Raw genomic sequence first — 18,929 nt, 5'->3', positions numbered from 1 at the left:
TTATTTATTCCCTGTTTTTTCCTGCATTAAAGCCCGGACTTTAAGCGGTAATCCAAATAAATTAATGAAACCGTTAGCATCAGCCTGATTATAAACATCATCAGCTTCGAAAGTAACAAAATCATGGCTGTATAACGAATATGGTGATTTTGCGCCAGCTGGCATAATGTTGCCTTTATACAGTTTAAGATTTACAGTACCAGTTACAGTTTCCTGTGTGCTTTCGACAAAACCAGCTAGTGCTTCACGCAATTGGCTGAACCACATACCATCATAAACAAGTTCGCCATAACGTACAGCAACAGTTTCTTTATAATGGAAAGTCTGACGGTCAAGGCAAAGATATTCCAATTCTCTGTGAGCATAGTAAAGGATAGCTCCACCGGGATTTTCATATACGCCGCGGGATTTCATGCCGACAAGACGATTTTCTACAATATCAGTAATGCCGATACCGTTGTTAGCACCAATTTCATTAAGTTTTTCCAATAATGGTACAGCACTTAATTTTTCACCATTTACAGCAATAGGAATGCCTTTTTCAAAATCAATGGTAACATATTCTGGTTTATCAGGAGCATCTTCTGGAGCTTTGGCAATGAGATACATGCTGTTCTTCGGAGCATTCCATGGATCTTCAAGGTCAGAGCCTTCATGACTTAAATGCCAGATATTTCTGTCCATGCTGTATACTTTATTGCCGGCAGCAACAGGAATATCATGTTTATTAGCATAAACAATGGCATCCTCACGTGATCTGATATCCCATTCACGCCACGGGGCAATTATTTTAATATTAGGAGCGAGTGCTTTTACTGTAAGCTCAAAACGTACCTGATCATTACCTTTACCAGTAGCACCGTGGGCGATAGCATCAGCACCTTCCTGTTTGGCAATTTCTACAAGGCGTTTAGCAATTAGTGGACGGGCAAAGGAGGTACCTAAAAGATATTTGCCTTCGTATACAGCACCAGCTTTTAAAGTGGGCCATACATAATTTTCTAAAAAGTCTTCGGTGAGGTGCTCGATAAATACTTTGGAAGCACCTGATTTTAAGGCTTTATCATGAACAACGCTGAGCTCATCACCCTGGCCGATATCGGCACATACAGCGATTACTTCACAGCCATCGTAATTTTCTTTGAGCCATGGAATGATAACAGAGGTATCAAGACCACCGGAATATGCAAGTACAACTTTTTTTATTTGTCCCATTTATAGACATCTCCTTAGATTGTATAATAATTTTAGTTTATAGTGCAATTTAGTGATGATGATGCATATCACCCATCAAAAGAGCCATAATGGCTTTTTGGGTATGCAGGCGATTTTCCGCTTCATCAAATATTTCAGCGGCATGTGCTTCTAAAACTTCATCGGTGATTTCTTCGCCGCGATGTGCAGGCAGGCAGTGAAGAACCATAGCGCGCTTATCAGCAGCCTGTAATAGAGCAGAATTGATTTGGTAGCCCTTGAAAATTTTTACACGTTCATCATGCTCGGCTTCCTGGCCCATGCTGGCCCAGACGTCGGTATATAAGACATCGGCATCTTTGGCAGCAGCCATTACATCATCAGTTACCGTTACTGTAGCACCATTTTCAGCAGCATCAGCCTTGGCATTAATAAGTACATCGGCATTTGGTTCATAGCCTTTTGGTGTGGCCGCAACAAAATTGATACCGGCTTTAGCACAGGCATACATTAAGGAATGAGTCATATTATTGCCATCACCGATATAGACCATCTTAAGACCTTTGAGATTTTGTCCGCGATGTTCTTTTATGGTGAGTAAGTCAGTGAGTGCCTGACAAGGATGTAATAAGTCCGTCAGTGCATTTATTACTGGAATATCAGCATAGTGAGCAAATTCTTCGATTTTTTCATGTTCAAAGGTGCGGATCATGATGCCGTCAAGATAACGGGATAAAACGCGGGCAGTATCTTTTATTGGTTCGCCGCGCCCTATTTGTAAATCTCTGTTGGATAAAAATAAGGCCTGACCGCCTAGTTGATACATACCTGTTTCAAAGGATACACGTGTACGAGTGGAAGATTTTTCAAAAATCATTCCCAATGTTTTTCCTTCGAGTATATGATGTTCTATGCCAGCTTTCTGCATAGCTTTTAATTCTTGGGCTAACGATAGGATTTCGTTTACTTCGTCAGCAGTTAAGTCATGTATTGATAATAAATCCTTGCACGCAAGCATATAAAGCCTCCTGAATGAATATTACTTTAAAAGTCTATTTTTATATTATACATGTTCTGTTAAAACTTTATCAAGTGTTAAAATTAATTCATCAATGTGTTTTGTTGTTATTATAAGCGGCGGAACAAAACGCAGTACATTGCCGGCAGTGCAATTAATGATAAGACCGTATTCTAAACATTTATTGACAATGTCTTTGCCTGGTTTATTAAGTTCGGCACCAACCATTAATCCGCGTCCGCGTACTTCTTTGATTAAGGATGGATATTTTTCTTTTAATAAATTCAGTTTATCCTGCAGGTAATTGCCAAGCAAGGTAACTCTTTCTAAAAAAATGCTGCTTTGCATAGCATCAAGTACAACATTGGCAGCAGCGCAGGCTAATGGATTGCCGCCGAAGGTGGTACCGTGGTCTCCGGCATGAAGGGCTTGGGCAATCTTGTTGTTGGTGATAAAGGCACCGATGGGAACACCGCCAGCCAGTCCTTTAGCCAAAGTAACAATATCGGCGGTTACGCCAAATTGTTCAAAGCCAAAGAAAGTTCCGGTGCGGCCCATACCACATTGTATTTCGTCAAAAATGAGCAGGGCATTATATTTATCGCATAACGCGCGCACTTTTTGCAGGTAATCAGCATCAGGGACATTAACGCCGCCCTCACCCTGTATTGCCTCGAGCAGTACAGCACATGTTTTATCATTGATTGTATTTTCCAGCTGCTTAATATCATTATAGTCAATATGAGTAAAGCCATCAGGCAATGGACCAAAACCTTCATGATATTTTGGCTGCCCCGTGGCAGTTAATGTAGCGATAGTACGGCCATGAAAACTGTGATTGGCACAAATTATTTGTGACTTATCATTGTCAGTCATATGGGCGTATTTTCTGGCTAGTTTTATAGCTCCTTCATTAGCTTCTGCGCCGGAATTGGCAAAAAAAACTTTATCCATTTTGCTCAGCTGACTTAGTTTATAAGCGGCATCAGCCTGCGGTTGGGTATAGTATAGATTAGAGCAATGAATCATTTTAGCAGCTTGCTCACTTATTGCTTGGACTAGCTGCGGGTAGTTGTGTCCAAGTACATTTACAGCAATACCGCCGAGAAAATCAAGGTATTTTTTACCGTTTACATCATACACATAAGGGCCATCACCATGGTCCAAGGCTATTTTATAACGCGCAAAGACAGGCATATAATATTGTTCGTCTTTGGCAAAAATTTCTTCATCAGTCATAATATTAACTCCTTACTCAATTAGAATGTACAACTTCTGTGCCAATACCTTGTGAGGTGAATAATTCTAAAATTAATGAATGGGCTTGTCTGCCATCGATGATACTGGTTTTGCCAGCCCCTTTTTCCAGCGAACGCAGGCAGGCTTCCACTTTAGGAATCATGCCGCCATTGATGCTGCCGTCAGCAATCATGGCTTCTGCTTCTTTTTTGCTCAGCGTTGATATGAAAGTGCTTTTATCGTTATAATCACGATAAATTCCCTCGATGTCGGTAAGCAGAAGCATCTTCTTGGCACTCATAGCACCGGCTATTTCTGCTGCTACATAATCAGCATTGATATTATAGCTGTTGCCATCTTCACCAATGCCAATGGGGGAAATTACTGGTACATAATTTTGGTCAAGTAAATCATATAATAAAGCTGTGTTAATGTTTTTTACTTCACCAACAAAGCCAATGTCGGTATTGGTAATAGTATTATCAGCATTTTTAACTGCAGCATATTTTTTACTGGCAACAATAAGATTGGCATCTTTGCCGCTTAAACCGACGGCTTTTAAATTGAGGCTGTTTAAACGGCTGACAATTTCGGAATTGATTTTGCCGACTAAAACCATTTCGGCAATTTGGGCAGTTTCCCTATCCGTTACACGTAAGCCATTAACAAATGTACTTGTTTTACCAACTTTTTCCAAAAAACTGGTAATGTCAGGTCCACCGCCATGCACGATTATGGGACGAATGCCAACATATTTCATTAATACTAAATCGTGCATTACTTTGTTTTTCAAATCATCATTTATCATGGCATTGCCGCCATATTTTATAACAATGGTTTCACCGTAAAAGTTTTGTATATAAGGTAAAGCATCAACTAATATTGAAGCTTTAGCTTCAGCAGAAAATTCCAAATGATACAGCTCCTCAGGTATGGTATTCACCATTTATTTTTACGTATTCATAGGATAGGTCACATGACCATACAGTGGCATTGGTACTGCCCATATTAAGATTGATATCGATTGCAATATCATGTTCGGACATTATATCCTGCAGGGCGTTCTTGTCAAAAGCCGCACCAAGTCCATTAGAGTAAATAGTAATGCCGCCAATTTTTACTTCGGTATTTTCTGGATTCATATCAACACCAGAATAGCCTACAGCACAAAGAATACGGCCCCAATTAGGATCCTGTCCGAAAAAGGCTGTTTTTACCAGAGGGGAATTGGCAATTGACATACCAGCTAATTTAGCATCGCGGAAATTTCTGGCATTATTTATATTTATAGTTAAAAATTTGGTAGCTCCTTCACCATCAGCAGCTACTTTTTGCGCCATTTGGCAGCAAAGTTCGGACAGGGCTTGATAGAAAATCTGGTAATTTTCATCGTTTTCGATGATTTTATTATTACCCGCCTGCCCATTAGCTAAAACGATAACCATGTCGTTAGTACTCATATCACCGTCAACGGAAATCATATTAAAGGTTTTTTCAATTATTTCAGATAAAGCTGTTTGCAGACGAACTTGTTCGATATTGGCATCAGTAGTGATAAAGCACAGCATTGTTGCCATATTTGGCTGAATCATGCCGGCACCTTTGGCAATAGCGCCAATACGTACTTCTTTGCCATCAAGGGTAATACTGGTGGTTAATGATTTTGTATATGTATCGGTGGTGATAATAGCATTAGCAGCAGCATCACTGCCATCATTATTTAAAGTAGGGACAGCAGCTTTTATGCCAGTTTCAATTTTATCCATAGGCAGGGTTACACCGATTACGCCGGTTGATGCTACTATCACATCATCTTTATTTATATTTAATTCAGCAGCAGCAATCTGGGCTGTTTTATGGGCATCATCCATACCTTGCTGACCGGTGCAGGCATTGGCACAACCGGAATTGGCAACGATGGCTTTAGCTGTTTTTGTTTTTACAACATCTTTTGATACGTATACAGGTGCAGCAGCTACTTTGTTTTGTGTAAAGGTTCCAGCTACGGCAGCTTCAGTATCACTGGTGATGATTGCCAAATCAGCGTTACCGCTCTTTTTGATACCAGCTTTAATACCGGTTGCTTTAAATCCTTTGGCAAAAGTTACGCCTGCTTTATTTTCATTAATCATTAATAGGGCCTCCTAATATATATAATTATTGGTAGTTTTACGGATATACAGGGATAAAATCAAGTCCTGTTTTTTCGTCGAAGCCGCAGGCAATATTGAAATTTTGTACAGCTTGTCCGGCAGCGCCTTTGACAAGATTGTCAATAGCTGAGATGACGATAACTCTGTTGGTGCGTCTGTCAATATGCCAGCCAATTTCACAAATATTGGAACCGCGCACATTCTTAGTCGTTGGATAGCCGCCTTCACCGAGGAGTCTGATGAAAAATTCCTGCCCATACATTTTGGCAAAAGCCTCATTGATCGTTTTATCATCAACAGCAGGGGAGATATTGGCATAACAGGTGCTTAAAATGCCGCGAGCCATAGGAACAAGATGTGGTGTAAAGTTTAAAATAATATTTTCACCGTTTAGTATAGAAAGTTCCTGCTCAATTTCCGGTGTATGACGGTGATTGGCGACAGCATAAGCTTTAAAACTATCATATAACTCCGGCAATAAATTAGCTTGTTTAGCTGAACGACCGGCACCTGATACGCCGGAGGCAGCATCTATTATAATACTTTTGGCATCAATTAAGTGATTTTTTACTAAGGGTGCCAGAGCTAAAATACTGGCAGTAGTATAACAGCCGGCATTACCGATTATTCGGGCAGATTTTATTTCTTCACGGTGCAGTTCAGCCAAACCATATACACGTGAAGCTGCAGTATGGAGATGTTTTACTTTATACCATTGCTCGTAAGTAGAGATATCATTAAAGCGATAATCAGCACCTAAATCAATAATGCGTATATTCTTACTTTCTAATAATTGCCCTACTTTCATAGCATGGCCATGTGGCAGACAAATAAAAATAAAATCGCTGTCCTTGGCTATTTGTTCTATATTATCAAGACTGGTAAGCGTTAAATCACATCGTTCCCGTAAATAAGGATAGATAGCGGAGATTTTTTTACCAGTACTGCTTTCTGAAGTTAAATGAATTATATTGGCTCGGGGATGAGTATATAGTAACCGCAATAATTCTGCGCCGGCATAGCCGGTAGCACCTATGATGCTGATATTCATAATGAGTACCTCCTTTTGCTGTGTTATAATTATACATCTATTATGCATAAAAATGCAATATATTTTTCAAAAAAGTTAAAAATATATAGGACTAGCAAAGGATGTATAAAATTTCATTAAATGCCAAATATAGAAAAAGGTGATCTGATATTTTACTATCATCTCACCTTAATAAATTATTTAGTTTTTTTCTGATCTTTAACTGATTGGGCAAAAGCATCGTAGAACATATCGTTAAAAGTAGTATAGGAACGTAAATTATTGTCACCTTGTCCGCCGCCGATTACTTCATAGGAATAAAGATATTTATTGTCTTTGGCAGAGTATAAATCGTAAAACATGACAACACGGCTGTCCTTAGCAGCAGTTAGGACTAGATAAGCATCGGCATATTTTTTTACCTGTGCAGTAAATAATGATTTTGCTTCGTTTTTATCAAGTGTTTGTAAATCCTTGCCGGTTTCAGCTTGAATGTTTTTGGCGATAACGGAATATGGTATAATAGTCAAATGTTTGACGCTGCGGGAATCAAAACCAGATTGAGCTAAAGCCTTTATTACTTCATCTAATTTAGGGCTTTTTTCATTTTCAATATAATTAGGCATGGCAATAGCGATAGTATGGATAGAAGATAAATCAAAGGAATCATCCATTATAACGGTTTTTTCTACCGGAGCAGCAAAAGCTGCGGCTGTGCCCATAAGGAGCAGGCAAAAAGCTATAAATAATGATTTAAATGTGTGTTTCAAAAGAAATCCTCCTTGAAAAAATATATTTATATAGCTAAGTATACCTACTATAATAAATAACGTCAATTACTATATATACTACTTAGAGTTATTTCTGCAAAGATAATAATTATAGTATATGATTTAGTATATTTACTTGAAAATAGTAATATGAATAATGTTTTAAAAATAAAATAAAAAAGCTGTTGACAATATCTGGAAAAATATATATAATATTAAATGTTCGCAAGCGGCGACATAGCCAAGTGGTAAGGCAGAGGTCTGCAAAACCTTTATTCCCCAGTTCAAATCTGGGTGTCGCCTCCAATAAGAATATAAATTTTTTTATAAAAGGGAAGATGTTTCTTCTCTTTTTTTGTTATATGGAATATAGAGAGATGGTATTTAAATATAATTGAAAGAATAATTGCAATTAATGCTATATTACATGAAACAGTTAAACAATAATAAATAAGCTGGATTTGGTATAAATACATAAAAAACATGGATTTTTGTTTCAAAAAATTAATAAATATAATATAAATGAATTTATTGACAAAATTTATTTAATGATTTATACTAAAAATATACTTAAGCAATGGCGCTTTGATCTAAGGGAAAATAGGTCTGGGCGTTTTTTTTATACATTTTTTTAGGAAGGAGGGGTTGTTTTAATGATAAAACTACAGGGGATTAATAAATATTTTGGTGATAATCATGTTTTAAAAGATATAAATCTACATGTAAAGCAAGGTGAAAAAGTTGTAGTGATTGGCCCTAGTGGTTCAGGTAAAAGCACAATGATACGCTGCATTAATCAGCTGGAAAGACCTGATAGCGGAGATGTAATTGTTGATGGCATAAATTTGATGAAATCAAAAGCACAGCTAAAGCAGATACGACAGGAAGCTGCTATGGTATTTCAGCAGTTTAATTTATATCCGCATAAAACTGTTTTGGAAAATTTAACAATAGCCCCAATATTAGTGCAAGGAAAAAGTAAGGAAGAGGCATGTCAGACTGGTTTGGAATTTTTGGAGCGTGTAGGCTTGAAAGATAAGGCTGATGCCTATCCAGCACAATTGTCTGGTGGACAGCAGCAGCGTGTAGCCATTGCGCGTGCGCTTAATATGCATCCTAAAATAATGCTTTTTGATGAACCTACTTCGGCACTTGACCCTGAAATGATAAAAGAGGTTCTGGATGTAATGGTGGATCTTGCGCATAGCGGCATTACAATGGTGTGTGTGACACATGAAATGGGATTTGCCCGTGAGGTTGCAGATCATGTCATATTTATGGCCGATGGACAAATTTTGGAAACGGCTACGCCCGAAGCTTTTTTTGATAATCCGCAAAATGAACGAGCGCAGCAATTTTTAAGCAAGATTTTGTAATTATATAAATTTTACTGGTTTAATATATTTAGCAATTTATTTAGGAAGATATTTTATTATTATAATGTTTCATAAATTAGGAGGTATAATTATGTTTTTATCAAGAAAAAAATTAATGACCTTGGCACTAACAGCAGTTACGGCATTTTCTTTAGTAGCGGCAGGCTGCGGCAGTGAATCAAAGACAGCCGGTTCCAATGATATTATGAAAACAATTAAAGATCGTGGGACGTTAAAGGTTGGCTGTAAGGTTGATGTACCTTTATTTGGTTACAAAAATCCTGATACAGGTAAAATAGAAGGTTTTGAAATCGATTTGGCACATGCCGTAGCTAAAAAAATCTTTAATGATCCATCAAAAGTAGAATTTACGCCAGTTGTGGCTAAAACACGTGGACCGTTGCTCGATAGTGGTGAACTTGATACTGTAATTGCAACGTATACAATTAATCCGGAACGCAAAAAACAATATGATTTCAGTGATCCGTATTATACTGATCCAGTAGGTCTTTTAGTAAAAAAATCAGATAATATTACATCGATAAAAGATCTTGATGGTAAGACAATTGCAGTTCCCCAAGGCGCTACTACCAAAAAAGCCGTTGAAGAAGCAGCGAAAAAAGCGGGTGTAAGTGTAAAATTTGCTGAGTTCCCAACCTATCCAGAATGTAAGGCTGCTTTAATGGCTGGCCGTGCAGCAGCATATGCTATGGATACTTCCAATTTAGCAGGGTATGTTGATGATCAAACAATGATTCTTGCTGATAAATTCTCACCGCAGGAATATGGTGCAGCTACTAAAAAAGGCAATGAAGCATTAGCAAAAGTTATTAATGAAACCTTTAAAGAAATGAAACAATCCGGCGAAATGGATAAACTTTTAGCAAAATGGAAGTTAAATAAATAATGGATGTAAATAATCCTTTTGCACTGTACAAGTGGCAGGCGTTGTTTGATGCACGTGATATATTTATCGGTGGGCTTATAACAACGCTGGAAGTAACAATCGGTGCACTTGTTTTATCGATATTATTAGGGATAATTTTTGGTATCGCCGGTGTTTTTCCCAATAAAATTATTCGGGTAATAAATCGTATCTATGTGGAGTTTTTTCAAAATACTCCTTTGGTAATTCAGGTAATCTTTATTTATAATGCTTTGCCGCATTTACATATAATGCTGCCGGTATTATTAATTGGGATTTTGGGTGTTGGCCTTTATACTGGAGCCTATATGGCTGAAGTGGTAAGAGGCGGCATTATGGCTGTGCCGAAAGGACAGCTGGAAGCTGCTGTTTCCCAGGGCTTTAGCTATTGGCAGGCAATGTGGTATATAGTATTGCCGCAGGCCAAGAAAGTAATGCTGCCGGCGATGGCCAATCAGACTATAAATTTGGTAAAAAACACCTCCGTATTGGCAATGATTGCCGGTGGAGATCTAATGTATCAGGCTGATTCATGGTCAGGCAGCAATATGTATTATGGACCAGCTTATTTTGTATCGGGCTGCTGTTATTGGATAATTTGTTTTGCTCTTAGTAAATATATAAATAAATTAGAAAAGAAAGCCGGGGTGTAAGCTATTGTCAGACTTATTTCAAATGAATAATTTTTTATTTTTAATGGGCGGCTTTAAAGTTACACTGGAGATAGGTTTTTTTTCTATAATATTTAGTGTTATTTTAGGCACGCTTATTGGAGTAGCCAGATATCTGCAACTTCCTATTATTGGTCATATCGGTGGACTATATGTTGATATTGTACGCAATATTCCTTGTTTACTATGTGTCCTTATTGCACGTTTTATGACACCATTACCGCCAACAATGTCAGGAATATTGGCAATGTCCGTGTTTACTGGTGCGATTATGGCTGAAATTGTTCGTGGCGGTATAAATTCAGTGTCTAAGGGACAGTTTGAAGCGGCTTTGTCACAGGGACTTAACAGATGGCAGATTGTTTATCATATAATTTTGCCGCAGGCCTATCGTAATATTATCCCGCCGATGGTTTCACAGTTTACAACGGTAATTAAAGATTCATCGTTTGTTTGGGCTGTTGGTACGGAGGAACTTACGGGACGAGGTATGATATTAATCGGACGCTATAGTGATACAGTGCATTTATTTGTTATTATGGGGTGTGTAGCTTTAATTTATTTTGTAATCAATTATGCTTTATCGCTGTTAGCCCGTTGGGAACATCGTCGTCTTGCCGCTAAAAGTTTTTAAAAAAATGGTGCAGCAATTTTTAATTGCTGCACCATTTTTTAATATTTTTGCCGTTCACGCAGGGCTCGTTCTACTTCACGTTTAGCCGTTTTTTCAGCCAAAACCTGGCGCTTATCATAATTTTTCTTACCGGAAGCCAGTGCTAATTCTACTTTGGCTTTGCCTTTGGAAAAATATATTTTAAGAGGAACAAGCGTGAGCCCCTTTTCCTGAGTTTTACTGAATAGGCGGATTATTTCAGCTTTATGCATTAAAAGCTTTCTGCGGCGTAAAGGATCATGATTGAAAATATTGCCATGTTCATAAGGACTGATATGGAAATTTTCAAGGTAGGCTTCATTATTTTTTATTAAAGCAAAGCTGTCTTTTAAATTGGCTTTGCCGGCACGCAGTGATTTTACTTCGGTGCCGACCAAAGCAATACCAGCTTCAAACGTTTCATGAATAAAAAAATCATGGCGGGCTTTACGGTTTTCGCAGACAATTTTTATACTGCTGTTGTTTTTTCCCATAGTGAAAGTTCCTTTCTATATAAATTGAAATCGTATATTGTAGAAATGGGATTTATTTATGATTTGCTTTGAGATGTTTGCTGCGATGCTTTTTTTTATGAGTTATTTTTTGGTAGCTGTCAACTTTTTTGTTTTTATGGCGATGATTATGTGAGCTGTTTGTAGGCGTACTGTCTGCTGGTATCTGGGCAATTTTTTCCACAGCGGCAGATACTTTAGGACGTTTAAAATCGTTATAGACACCATTGCCTTTTAGTATAAAGTCGAGCAATCGTTCCTTGGCATCGGCGCGCATAATAATAATGGTAACGCTTTGTCCCATTTGATAACGGGTATTGGTACGCCGTCCTACTAAGGCATATTCTTTTTCGACATATTCGTAATAATCGTTAGCCATGCTGGATACATGAACAAGTCCCTCTACGCCGTTATCAAGCTCAATGAATATACCAAAGGAAGTTACACCACTTATGACACCAGTAAATTCATCACCGACAAACTGTGCCATGTATTCGATTTTTTTCATATCGACAGTATCACGTTCAGCATCAGCGGCAACACGTTCTCTGATGGAAGATGATACTGCGATTTCCGGCAGCATTTTATTTAACTGTTTTTGGCGGGTAGCTGCTAAATGTCCTTTAGCAGAAATTGTTTCTGCCAGTAACCGGTGCACAATTAAATCAGGATAGCGGCGTATTGGTGAAGTGAAGTGGGTATAAAATTCAGCAGCCAGACCAAAATGACCAGCATTTTCTTCTTTATAGCGAGCTTGCTGCATTGTTCGTAAGGCTAACGTTGAAATGATTTTCTCCTCAGGACGGCCTTCTACAGCAGTTAATACTTTTTGTATTGCCAGCGGGTCAATATTATTGGTTTTAGTATTTTTATTTATATGCAGGCCAAAGGTTGCCAATAAATCATTGAGATTAGCAATCTTTTCTGTATCGGGCTGTTCGTGAACACGATAGATAAATGGAAGTTGTTTTTTGGCCATATGCTGGGCTACCGTTTCATTAGCTATGAGCATACATTCTTCAATTATTGATTCGCCCAAAGATCCCTCACGTTTTAATAAAGCTGTTGGGATACCCCGCTCATTTAATTTTACTTTTACTTCGGCTATATTGAAATCAATTGAACCGCGGATGTGGCGTCGTTTTTTTAATATATTGCGTAGATCGCTCAGTGTGTTTAATAAATTTAAAATATCCTTGTTGGCAGTAATTGTTTCTGGATCTTTTTCTACAAGAATTTTATTAACAAGATTATAGGTTAAACGGCGATAAACATGAATGACTGTAGGGAAGATCTTATAGGAAATAACCTGGCCGTCAGAGCCGATTTCCATTTCTGCAGCCATGGATAAGCGGTCCTGGCCGGCATTTAAACTGCATATTCCATTTGATAAACGGGTTGGCAGCATTGGAATAACACGGTCGACGAGATATACACTAGTGCCGCGTTTGCGTGCTTCGATATCCAGTGTGGAATTTTCGCGTACATAGTGGCTGACATCAGCAATATAAACACCTAATAAATAATTACCATTGTCTTTTTTGGTGACATAGACGCCATCGTCTAAATCCTTGGCATCATCGCCATCAATAGTTACAATTGGTAAATCACGCCGGTCTTCACGTTTTTTATATTCTTTTTCCATGACGGACATTGGAACGTTTTTGGCAGCGGCGGCAACTTCAGCAGGAAAATCGAGTGGCAGATCGTACTGATGAATTACAGAGAGTATATCGATACCAGGGTCATCGGCCTGTCCAAGTATCTGTATGATTTTACCTTCAGGATTATGGCGTTTGCGCGGCCATTTAGTGATTTCAACAATTACTTTAGCCCCAACAGGAGCTTTGTTGAAATTGCGTTTATGGATAAAAATATCCTTGGTTATTTTGGTATTGTCTGGTGTTACAAAGCCAAAAGCGGTGCTTTTTTCAAACGTGCCGACAATTTGTTTATTGGCACGTTCTAAAATGCGAATGATCTCACCTTCGCGAGCTCTTTCACTAGTGCTGGTCTCGTTTAATCGACAAATAACCTTGTCATTATGCATGGCTGATCCCAGCAATGAAGGGGGGATAAATACATCACCGAGCTCAGCTTCATTTTTATCCTGTGGCAAAATAAAACCATAGCCTTTGCTGTTCATGCTTAGGGTGCCGACGACAAGATTCATTTGTGCAGGTAAACCGTAAAGATCGTTGCGGTTGCAGACGATAAGGCCGTCGTGTTCTAATCTATCTAAGATTGAAAATAATTCAATTAATTCTTCATTGGTCAAATTTAAGGCACTGGCCAAAGCTTCTTCACTGACTGGTCCAGTTGCCTCATTTTCCATATAATATAAAATTCGTTCTTGTAATTCCATAATCTCTCCAATCGTTATTTTATTTATTTTGTATAAAATCTGCTATAGCAGAAAAAACTATTTCTTTTTCGCTGTCCAAAGTTATTAGATGTCCGGAATGATTCAAATGTAAAATTTTTTTACTTGGACTTTGGACATTATCATAAAGGTATTGCGCACTTTTGGGGCTGGCAGTGTGGTCGTTATTACTTTGTATTATTAGTAAAGGAGCAGTAATGTTTTTTAAATTTATTTTTAAATGATTGATGCATTCAAGTAATTCATAAACACAAATTACTGGGGTTTTTTTATAATGGACAGTATAATGTTCATCAACGCCGGGATATTTGCGAGAAGGCTTAGGAATAAAATCATCATGACATTGTTTACGCGGCGGCAATGAATTTAAGCCGCGCTGAGCAGCAATGAATAGCGGGGTGCTAAGAGCAATGAGCTTGTCAACGTGATAATCAAGACTTAGCAGCAATGATAAGATACTGCCCATAGATAAACCGATGGCGGTTATCTGCGAGCAACAGCCTTTAAGCAGTAAGTACCCATCACAGACAGATTGATACCAATCCTGCCAAATAGTGTGTGACATATCTTCAGGTGTTGTTCCATGACCACATAGACGTACACCTAAAACAGTATAGCCAAGTTTATTGAGATACTCGCCTAACAGCAGCATTTCAGAGGGAGAGCCGGTAAAACCATGTGTTAATAATATACCATTTTCTTTATTACCTGGCAGAAAAAATGGTTCAGCACCCTTTAAAATCATGATAAAATACCCCGTGGAAAGATTTTATTAAAAAAAGCTCCCTATCGTGATGATAGAGAACTTTTTTTAGGCAGTCATTTTTGCAATTATTACAGTAAGAATTCCAAATAAAATTGCAAAAACAACTGTAACTTTAGCCATTAATGCATCCAGTCCTCTGGCTTTGGAACTAAATACTGTATCGGTTTCTCCAGAAAGTCCGCCCATGCCGGCACTTTTCCCTTCCTGTAAAAGAACAGAAGCGATTAAGCCGATAGCGATGACAGCATCTATTATCATTAAAATAGTTAACTCCAAACAATAACCCTCCTAATGAGCAAAGTTTTACATTTAAACATATAATATACTTTATATTTTAGCATGTAAGAAAGTATTTGTCTATAAATAGGCAGGGTTGAAATTTTACTATATTTATTTGTATAATATTTAGAGTTAATAATAAATTTTTATAGATATTTGAGGTTATAACGATGAACAAAAAGTTACAGGCAACAGGCCTGTTAGTACTTATGCTGGCAGGAATGCTGCTGACAGCAGGCAAAGAAGGATTTTTCATCAAGTTACTGCATAATGGTTTTTTAGCGGCAATGATAGGCGGCTTAGCGGATTGGTTTGCTGTTACGGCACTGTTTAGGAAACCTCTGGGAATATCGTGGCGTACAGCAATTTTACCGCGTAATCGAGGTCGAATTATGGATGAACTTATTAATTTTATTAGTAAGGATTTATTAAATTCTAATAATATCATGAAAGACGTTATTCGTTATGATATGGGACAGATGCTTGTCAATTATTTGACAAAAAAAGGTGGGACAGAACGATTATATACTACAATAACATCTTTGGGCAGAGAACTTATAAAAAAAATGGACATTACGGCTATCGTAACTGATGTACAAAATGTTGCTAAAAAAAATGATGAAAAATTATATAAAGAAGCGATAGTTAATATATTAGCTGGAATTATAAATTCTAAGCAGCTTGATATATTTATGAAAGCCGTGGGCATTTTTATTAACACGATGCTGGCTGATAAAAAAATGCAGTCAATGCTGGAGCAGCTTATTCATGATGTTAAAAATGAATATAAAAGTGGCTCTACTTTGCGTGAGATGGCAATTGCTATGCTGGATTTAAGCGATGAAAGTATTATGCAGGATGTTTTAGGCAAGCTGAACGCTTTTATCACTAAATGGGATAATAAAGATGATGAAAACAGGAAAAAATTACAAATCTGGCTGCGTGACACATGGCTGGTAGATTTGCAGCAGGAGGACAAATATAATGAGATGTTTGCTGCGATAGGCCGCGCTATTAATAAAAATAGTGATTTTGTCCAAATAAGCAATGATTATTGGGGAAAACTATTGGCTGATAAGCAAATGCAGCAAGAATTATTTAATAAAATCAATAATATTATTGATGGTCAATTGAAAAATTTTATTAATGATAAAAATATACAGAAGGTTTTTGATGGTTGGTTAAAGGACAAGCTGGCCACATTAGTGGAAAAAAGTGCGCCATACTTGCTGAATATGATAAAAAATAAATTAAACAGTTATTCGACAGAAGAATTTACAGCATTAATTGAAGACCATATAAGCAGTGATTTACAGATGATAAGGATAAATGGTTCTTTAGTGGGCGGCATGGCTGGTATAGCACTATATGTACTTACTTATATGGCAGAAAGGTTTTGTAATTGATGAAAAAATATAATCGTGCCGATAAGGTGTTGATAGTGGCGGCTATATTATTTATTGCTGCATTATATATAAAAGTACAGTATCCTAATAATATTTTCGTACAGGGCGTTTTATTTTGTGTGGAAGCAGCCTTAGTGGGAGGGATTGCTGACTGGTTTGCGGTTAAGGCACTTTTTGGCAGACCGCTTGGCATAAGCTGGCATACAGCAATTTTGCCGCGTAAACGTCAGGCTTTTACACAGGCTACTACCAAATTAGTACAGCAGCAATTCTTTTCCCGTAAAAACATATTTTTACAATTGCGCTCATTAAATGCTGTTGATAAAATTATTGTTTGGGCAGATAAAGAGGAGTATAAAGAAATTGCTGCCGATAAAATAATAGATACGGTAAAAACGGAAATAAAACGCAGCACTACAGAAGAATTTATTAATGAGTATATAGTAAAAATAATTACTGAAAATATATCAGCAACTGAAATTAAAATATATTTGAGTGAATGGCTGCAAAAACCACAGCTCCAGCAGCAGATTCTGCACAAGGTATTGCTGGTAGCCGGTAATAAAATAGCTCAGCCGGAAAGCAGACAGTATATCGAAAAAATATTAGACGAGAAAATGAAATCTAATGTGCCGTCATTTTTATTTTCTTTGGGAAGTATGCTTGATGTTATAAATACAGCTGAATGTGCAGTATTGGTGCAGAAAAAATTAATTGATTTTTTGCAGGAAATGATGCAGTCAGAAAGCCAGGTGCATCAGGATATAAGTCTAATTATTGCCAATAATATTGATGAATTAACAAAAAAAGATGCCTATGACAATATTGTGGTACAGTTGCAGACTGCTATTGCAGAAACAGATGTTGTAAGAAAAATTATTAGGGAATGGACTAATAATGTATGTAGTGATTTTGATTTGAATGAAGAACAGAGCAGATTGCAAAGACAGCTGCGATCGTTTATTAAACAGCAATTTGATGATGTCTTTATATTATTGAAAGAAAATATATATCTGCGTAAGCAGCTGGAAAAATTTATAAATGATGTTATTGGACGATCAGCGTTGCAGGGACAAAATATGATTGGTGATATTGTAAGACGGGTTTTAATGAATATGAGTGATGCGCAATTAAATGAGATTGTTTATTCCAAAATAAGTACGGATTTAATTTGGATAAGGGTAAACGGTTCATTGGTTGGCGGCAGCATTGGTTTATTGATTTTTATCATTGCACAAATGCTTAAGTAAAAGCATTTGTAAATTATTTATAACAGATAGATACAAATAATAATTTTTTTGTTATACTATACTACAGTATATAGACTAGGAGGTTTTTGTATGGGGAGAGCGCTGATTATCGGTTGTGGTGGTGTAGCCAGTGTTGCTATACACAAATGCTGTCAAAACAGTGAGGTATTTGAGGAAATTATGATTGCCAGCCGTACTAAAAGCAAATGTGATGCTTTAAAAGAAAAATTGGCAGGTGGCAGAACAAAAATAACTACAGCACAGGTAGATGCGGATTCTACTGAGCAATTGATAAATTTGATAAATGAATATAAACCAGATGTTGTATTAAACTTAGCATTGCCATATCAGGATTTGACGATTATGGATGCTTGCTTGGCGACTAAAACTCATTATGTGGATACAGCTAATTATGAGCCGCCAGAAACGGCTAAATTTGAATATAAGTGGCAGTGGGCGTATCGGGAAAAATTTAAAGCGGCAGGAATAACAGCTCTTTTGGGCAGCGGCTTTGATCCAGGTGTAACTGGTGTATTTAGTGCGCATGCGTTAAAGCACCATTTTGATGAAATAAACTACATTGATATACTTGATTGTAATGGCGGCGACCATGGTTATCCATTTGCGACCAATTTTAATCCAGAAATAAATATTCGTGAAGTAACCGCTAATGGCAGCTATTGGGAAAATGGCCAATGGGTAGAAACAAAGCCAATGGAAATAAAACGCGAATATAGTTTTGCCGAAGTTGGACAAAAGGATATGTATCTGCTCCATCATGAAGAACTTGAGTCATTAGGATTAAATATAAAGGGCATAAAACGCATTCGCTTTTTTATGACATTTGGGCAAAGCTATCTTACACATTTAAAATGCTTAGAAAATGTAGGAATGACTTCTATTGAACCAATAGATTTTGAGGGTAAAAAAATAATACCATTGCAATTTTTAAAGGCAGTTTTACCTGATCCGGCAAGTCTTGGCCCACGCACAGTAGGTAAGACAAATATCGGTTGTATCTTTACCGGCAAAAAAGACGGCAAAGAAAAGCATTATTATGTTTATAATGTTTGCGATCATCAGGAATGTTATAGGGAAGTAGGGTCGCAGGCAGTTTCTTATACTACCGGAGTTCCGGCGATGATTGGGGCCATGCTGGTCATGAATGGCACATGGCAAAAACCAGGTGTATATAATATTGAAGAATTTGATCCAGATCCGTTTATGGACGCACTTAATAAGTGGGGATTGCCTTGGCAGGAAGATTTTAATCCGACTATGGTTGATTAAATACTTATAAATAAT

18 protein-coding genes and 1 tRNA gene are annotated in these 18,929 nt (G+C 37.4%); 8 read left to right on the top strand and 11 right to left on the bottom strand.

What is annotated here, in order from left to right; all coding sequences use genetic code 11:
• The 7 genes from HNR32_RS05000 to HNR32_RS04970 form a co-directional block, all read right to left on the bottom strand.
• Positions 1 to 1,215: an argininosuccinate synthase gene (locus HNR32_RS05000; protein ID WP_183860287.1), complete on the bottom strand. Its 1,215-nt coding sequence runs from the start codon at positions 1,213 to 1,215 to the stop codon at positions 1 to 3.
• A gap of 49 nt (positions 1,216 to 1,264) precedes the next feature.
• Positions 1,265 to 2,212, bottom strand: a complete 948-nt coding sequence (gene argF, locus HNR32_RS04995) for an ornithine carbamoyltransferase (protein ID WP_183860285.1) — start codon at positions 2,210 to 2,212, stop codon at positions 1,265 to 1,267.
• A gap of 45 nt (positions 2,213 to 2,257) precedes the next feature.
• On the bottom strand, positions 2,258 to 3,451 hold the full coding sequence (locus tag HNR32_RS04990) for an acetylornithine transaminase (RefSeq protein ID WP_183860283.1): 1,194 nt from the start codon (positions 3,449 to 3,451) through the stop codon (positions 2,258 to 2,260).
• Between the two features lie 16 nt (positions 3,452 to 3,467).
• Positions 3,468 to 4,397, bottom strand: a complete 930-nt coding sequence (gene argB, locus HNR32_RS04985) for an acetylglutamate kinase (RefSeq protein ID WP_183860281.1) — start codon at positions 4,395 to 4,397, stop codon at positions 3,468 to 3,470.
• Positions 4,378 to 5,583, bottom strand: a complete 1,206-nt coding sequence (gene argJ, locus HNR32_RS04980) for a bifunctional glutamate N-acetyltransferase/amino-acid acetyltransferase ArgJ (RefSeq protein ID WP_183860279.1) — start codon at positions 5,581 to 5,583, stop codon at positions 4,378 to 4,380. The genes argB and argJ overlap by 20 nt, the downstream gene beginning before the upstream one ends.
• Before the next feature lie 37 nt (positions 5,584 to 5,620).
• Positions 5,621 to 6,655 carry an N-acetyl-gamma-glutamyl-phosphate reductase gene (argC, locus tag HNR32_RS04975; RefSeq protein ID WP_183860277.1) on the bottom strand — a complete coding sequence of 345 codons (1,035 nt, stop codon included), beginning with the start codon at positions 6,653 to 6,655 and terminating at the stop codon, positions 5,621 to 5,623.
• A gap of 176 nt (positions 6,656 to 6,831) precedes the next feature.
• Positions 6,832 to 7,404: a hypothetical protein gene (locus HNR32_RS04970; protein WP_183860275.1), complete on the bottom strand. Its 573-nt coding sequence runs from the start codon at positions 7,402 to 7,404 to the stop codon at positions 6,832 to 6,834.
• Between the two features lie 231 nt (positions 7,405 to 7,635).
• On the opposite strand from HNR32_RS04970, the gene HNR32_RS04965 reads away from it, so the two are divergent.
• The 5 genes from HNR32_RS04965 (at position 7,636) to HNR32_RS04945 (ending at position 11,010) form a co-directional block, all read left to right on the top strand.
• A tRNA-Cys gene (locus HNR32_RS04965) sits at positions 7,636 to 7,710 on the top strand.
• A gap of 347 nt (positions 7,711 to 8,057) precedes the next feature.
• Entirely contained in the window at positions 8,058 to 8,780 is a 723-nt protein-coding gene (locus HNR32_RS04960; RefSeq protein ID WP_183860273.1) for an amino acid ABC transporter ATP-binding protein, read from the top strand.
• Between the two features lie 91 nt (positions 8,781 to 8,871).
• On the top strand, positions 8,872 to 9,687 hold the full coding sequence (locus HNR32_RS04955; RefSeq protein WP_183860271.1) for a transporter substrate-binding domain-containing protein: 816 nt from the start codon (positions 8,872 to 8,874) through the stop codon (positions 9,685 to 9,687).
• On the top strand, positions 9,687 to 10,358 hold the full coding sequence (locus HNR32_RS04950; RefSeq protein WP_183860269.1) for an amino acid ABC transporter permease: 672 nt from the start codon (positions 9,687 to 9,689) through the stop codon (positions 10,356 to 10,358). Before HNR32_RS04955 ends, HNR32_RS04950 begins: the two co-directional genes overlap by 1 nt.
• 4 nt (positions 10,359 to 10,362) lie before the next feature.
• The gene (locus HNR32_RS04945) at positions 10,363 to 11,010 is read left to right on the top strand and encodes an amino acid ABC transporter permease (RefSeq protein WP_231038152.1); all 648 of its coding nucleotides are present in this window, start codon (positions 10,363 to 10,365) and stop codon (positions 11,008 to 11,010) included.
• A 38-nt stretch (positions 11,011 to 11,048) separates the two neighbouring features.
• Here the strand turns inward: HNR32_RS04945 and smpB are convergent, their stop codons facing one another.
• The 4 genes from smpB to secG form a co-directional block, all read right to left on the bottom strand.
• Positions 11,049 to 11,522: an SsrA-binding protein SmpB gene (gene smpB / locus HNR32_RS04940; RefSeq protein ID WP_183860267.1), complete on the bottom strand. Its 474-nt coding sequence runs from the start codon at positions 11,520 to 11,522 to the stop codon at positions 11,049 to 11,051.
• A gap of 52 nt (positions 11,523 to 11,574) precedes the next feature.
• The gene (gene rnr / locus HNR32_RS04935; protein ID WP_183860264.1) at positions 11,575 to 13,905 is read right to left on the bottom strand and encodes a ribonuclease R; all 2,331 of its coding nucleotides are present in this window, start codon (positions 13,903 to 13,905) and stop codon (positions 11,575 to 11,577) included.
• Positions 13,906 to 13,924: 19 nt separating this feature from the next.
• Positions 13,925 to 14,668: an alpha/beta hydrolase gene (locus HNR32_RS04930; protein WP_183860262.1), complete on the bottom strand. Its 744-nt coding sequence runs from the start codon at positions 14,666 to 14,668 to the stop codon at positions 13,925 to 13,927.
• Between the two features lie 66 nt (positions 14,669 to 14,734).
• Positions 14,735 to 14,947, bottom strand: coding sequence for a preprotein translocase subunit SecG (gene secG, locus HNR32_RS04925; protein WP_183860319.1), 213 nt, complete (start codon positions 14,945 to 14,947; stop codon positions 14,735 to 14,737).
• A gap of 191 nt (positions 14,948 to 15,138) precedes the next feature.
• On the opposite strand from secG, the gene HNR32_RS04920 reads away from it, so the two are divergent.
• The 3 genes from HNR32_RS04920 to HNR32_RS04910 all read left to right on the top strand — a co-directional run bounded on the left by HNR32_RS04920 (position 15,139) and on the right by HNR32_RS04910 (position 18,914).
• Positions 15,139 to 16,374 carry a DUF445 domain-containing protein gene (locus tag HNR32_RS04920; protein ID WP_183860260.1) on the top strand — a complete coding sequence of 412 codons (1,236 nt, stop codon included), beginning with the start codon at positions 15,139 to 15,141 and terminating at the stop codon, positions 16,372 to 16,374.
• Positions 16,374 to 17,624 (top strand): DUF445 domain-containing protein, encoded by a 1,251-nt coding sequence (locus HNR32_RS04915; RefSeq protein WP_183860257.1) that lies wholly within the window; start codon positions 16,374 to 16,376, stop codon positions 17,622 to 17,624. The genes HNR32_RS04920 and HNR32_RS04915 overlap by 1 nt, the downstream gene beginning before the upstream one ends.
• 90 nt (positions 17,625 to 17,714) lie before the next feature.
• On the top strand, positions 17,715 to 18,914 hold the full coding sequence (locus HNR32_RS04910) for a saccharopine dehydrogenase family protein (protein WP_183860255.1): 1,200 nt from the start codon (positions 17,715 to 17,717) through the stop codon (positions 18,912 to 18,914).
• Positions 18,915 to 18,929 lie beyond the last annotated feature (15 nt).

The organism is Pectinatus brassicae, from assembly GCF_014201835.1.
GTDB lineage: Bacteria > Bacillota > Negativicutes > Selenomonadales > Selenomonadaceae > Pectinatus > Pectinatus brassicae.
This window is presented reverse-complemented; position numbering and strand designations above follow the sequence as displayed.

Excerpts from the sequence above, each read along its gene's own strand:
- HNR32_RS05000 (WP_183860287.1), bottom strand. The coding sequence starts at position 1,215 with ATGGGACAAATAAAAAAAGTTGTACTTGCATATTCCGGTGGTCTTGAT.
- argF (WP_183860285.1), bottom strand. The coding sequence starts at position 2,212 with ATGCTTGCGTGCAAGGATTTATTATCAATACATGACTTAACTGCTGAC.
- HNR32_RS04990 (WP_183860283.1), bottom strand. The coding sequence starts at position 3,451 with ATGACTGATGAAGAAATTTTTGCCAAAGACGAACAATATTATATGCCT.
- argB (WP_183860281.1), bottom strand. The coding sequence starts at position 4,397 with ATGGTGAATACCATACCTGAGGAGCTGTATCATTTGGAATTTTCTGCT.
- argJ (WP_183860279.1), bottom strand. The coding sequence starts at position 5,583 with ATGATTAATGAAAATAAAGCAGGCGTAACTTTTGCCAAAGGATTTAAA.
- argC (WP_183860277.1), bottom strand. The coding sequence starts at position 6,655 with ATGAATATCAGCATCATAGGTGCTACCGGCTATGCCGGCGCAGAATTA.
- HNR32_RS04960 (WP_183860273.1), top strand. The coding sequence starts at position 8,058 with ATGATAAAACTACAGGGGATTAATAAATATTTTGGTGATAATCATGTT.
- HNR32_RS04955 (WP_183860271.1), top strand. The coding sequence starts at position 8,872 with ATGTTTTTATCAAGAAAAAAATTAATGACCTTGGCACTAACAGCAGTT.
- HNR32_RS04950 (WP_183860269.1), top strand. The coding sequence starts at position 9,687 with ATGGATGTAAATAATCCTTTTGCACTGTACAAGTGGCAGGCGTTGTTT.
- smpB (WP_183860267.1), bottom strand. The coding sequence starts at position 11,522 with ATGGGAAAAAACAACAGCAGTATAAAAATTGTCTGCGAAAACCGTAAA.
- rnr (WP_183860264.1), bottom strand. The coding sequence starts at position 13,905 with ATGGAATTACAAGAACGAATTTTATATTATATGGAAAATGAGGCAACT.
- HNR32_RS04930 (WP_183860262.1), bottom strand. The coding sequence starts at position 14,668 with ATGATTTTAAAGGGTGCTGAACCATTTTTTCTGCCAGGTAATAAAGAA.
- secG (WP_183860319.1), bottom strand. The coding sequence starts at position 14,947 with ATGATAATAGATGCTGTCATCGCTATCGGCTTAATCGCTTCTGTTCTT.
- HNR32_RS04920 (WP_183860260.1), top strand. The coding sequence starts at position 15,139 with ATGAACAAAAAGTTACAGGCAACAGGCCTGTTAGTACTTATGCTGGCA.
- HNR32_RS04915 (WP_183860257.1), top strand. The coding sequence starts at position 16,374 with ATGAAAAAATATAATCGTGCCGATAAGGTGTTGATAGTGGCGGCTATA.
- HNR32_RS04910 (WP_183860255.1), top strand. The coding sequence starts at position 17,715 with ATGGGGAGAGCGCTGATTATCGGTTGTGGTGGTGTAGCCAGTGTTGCT.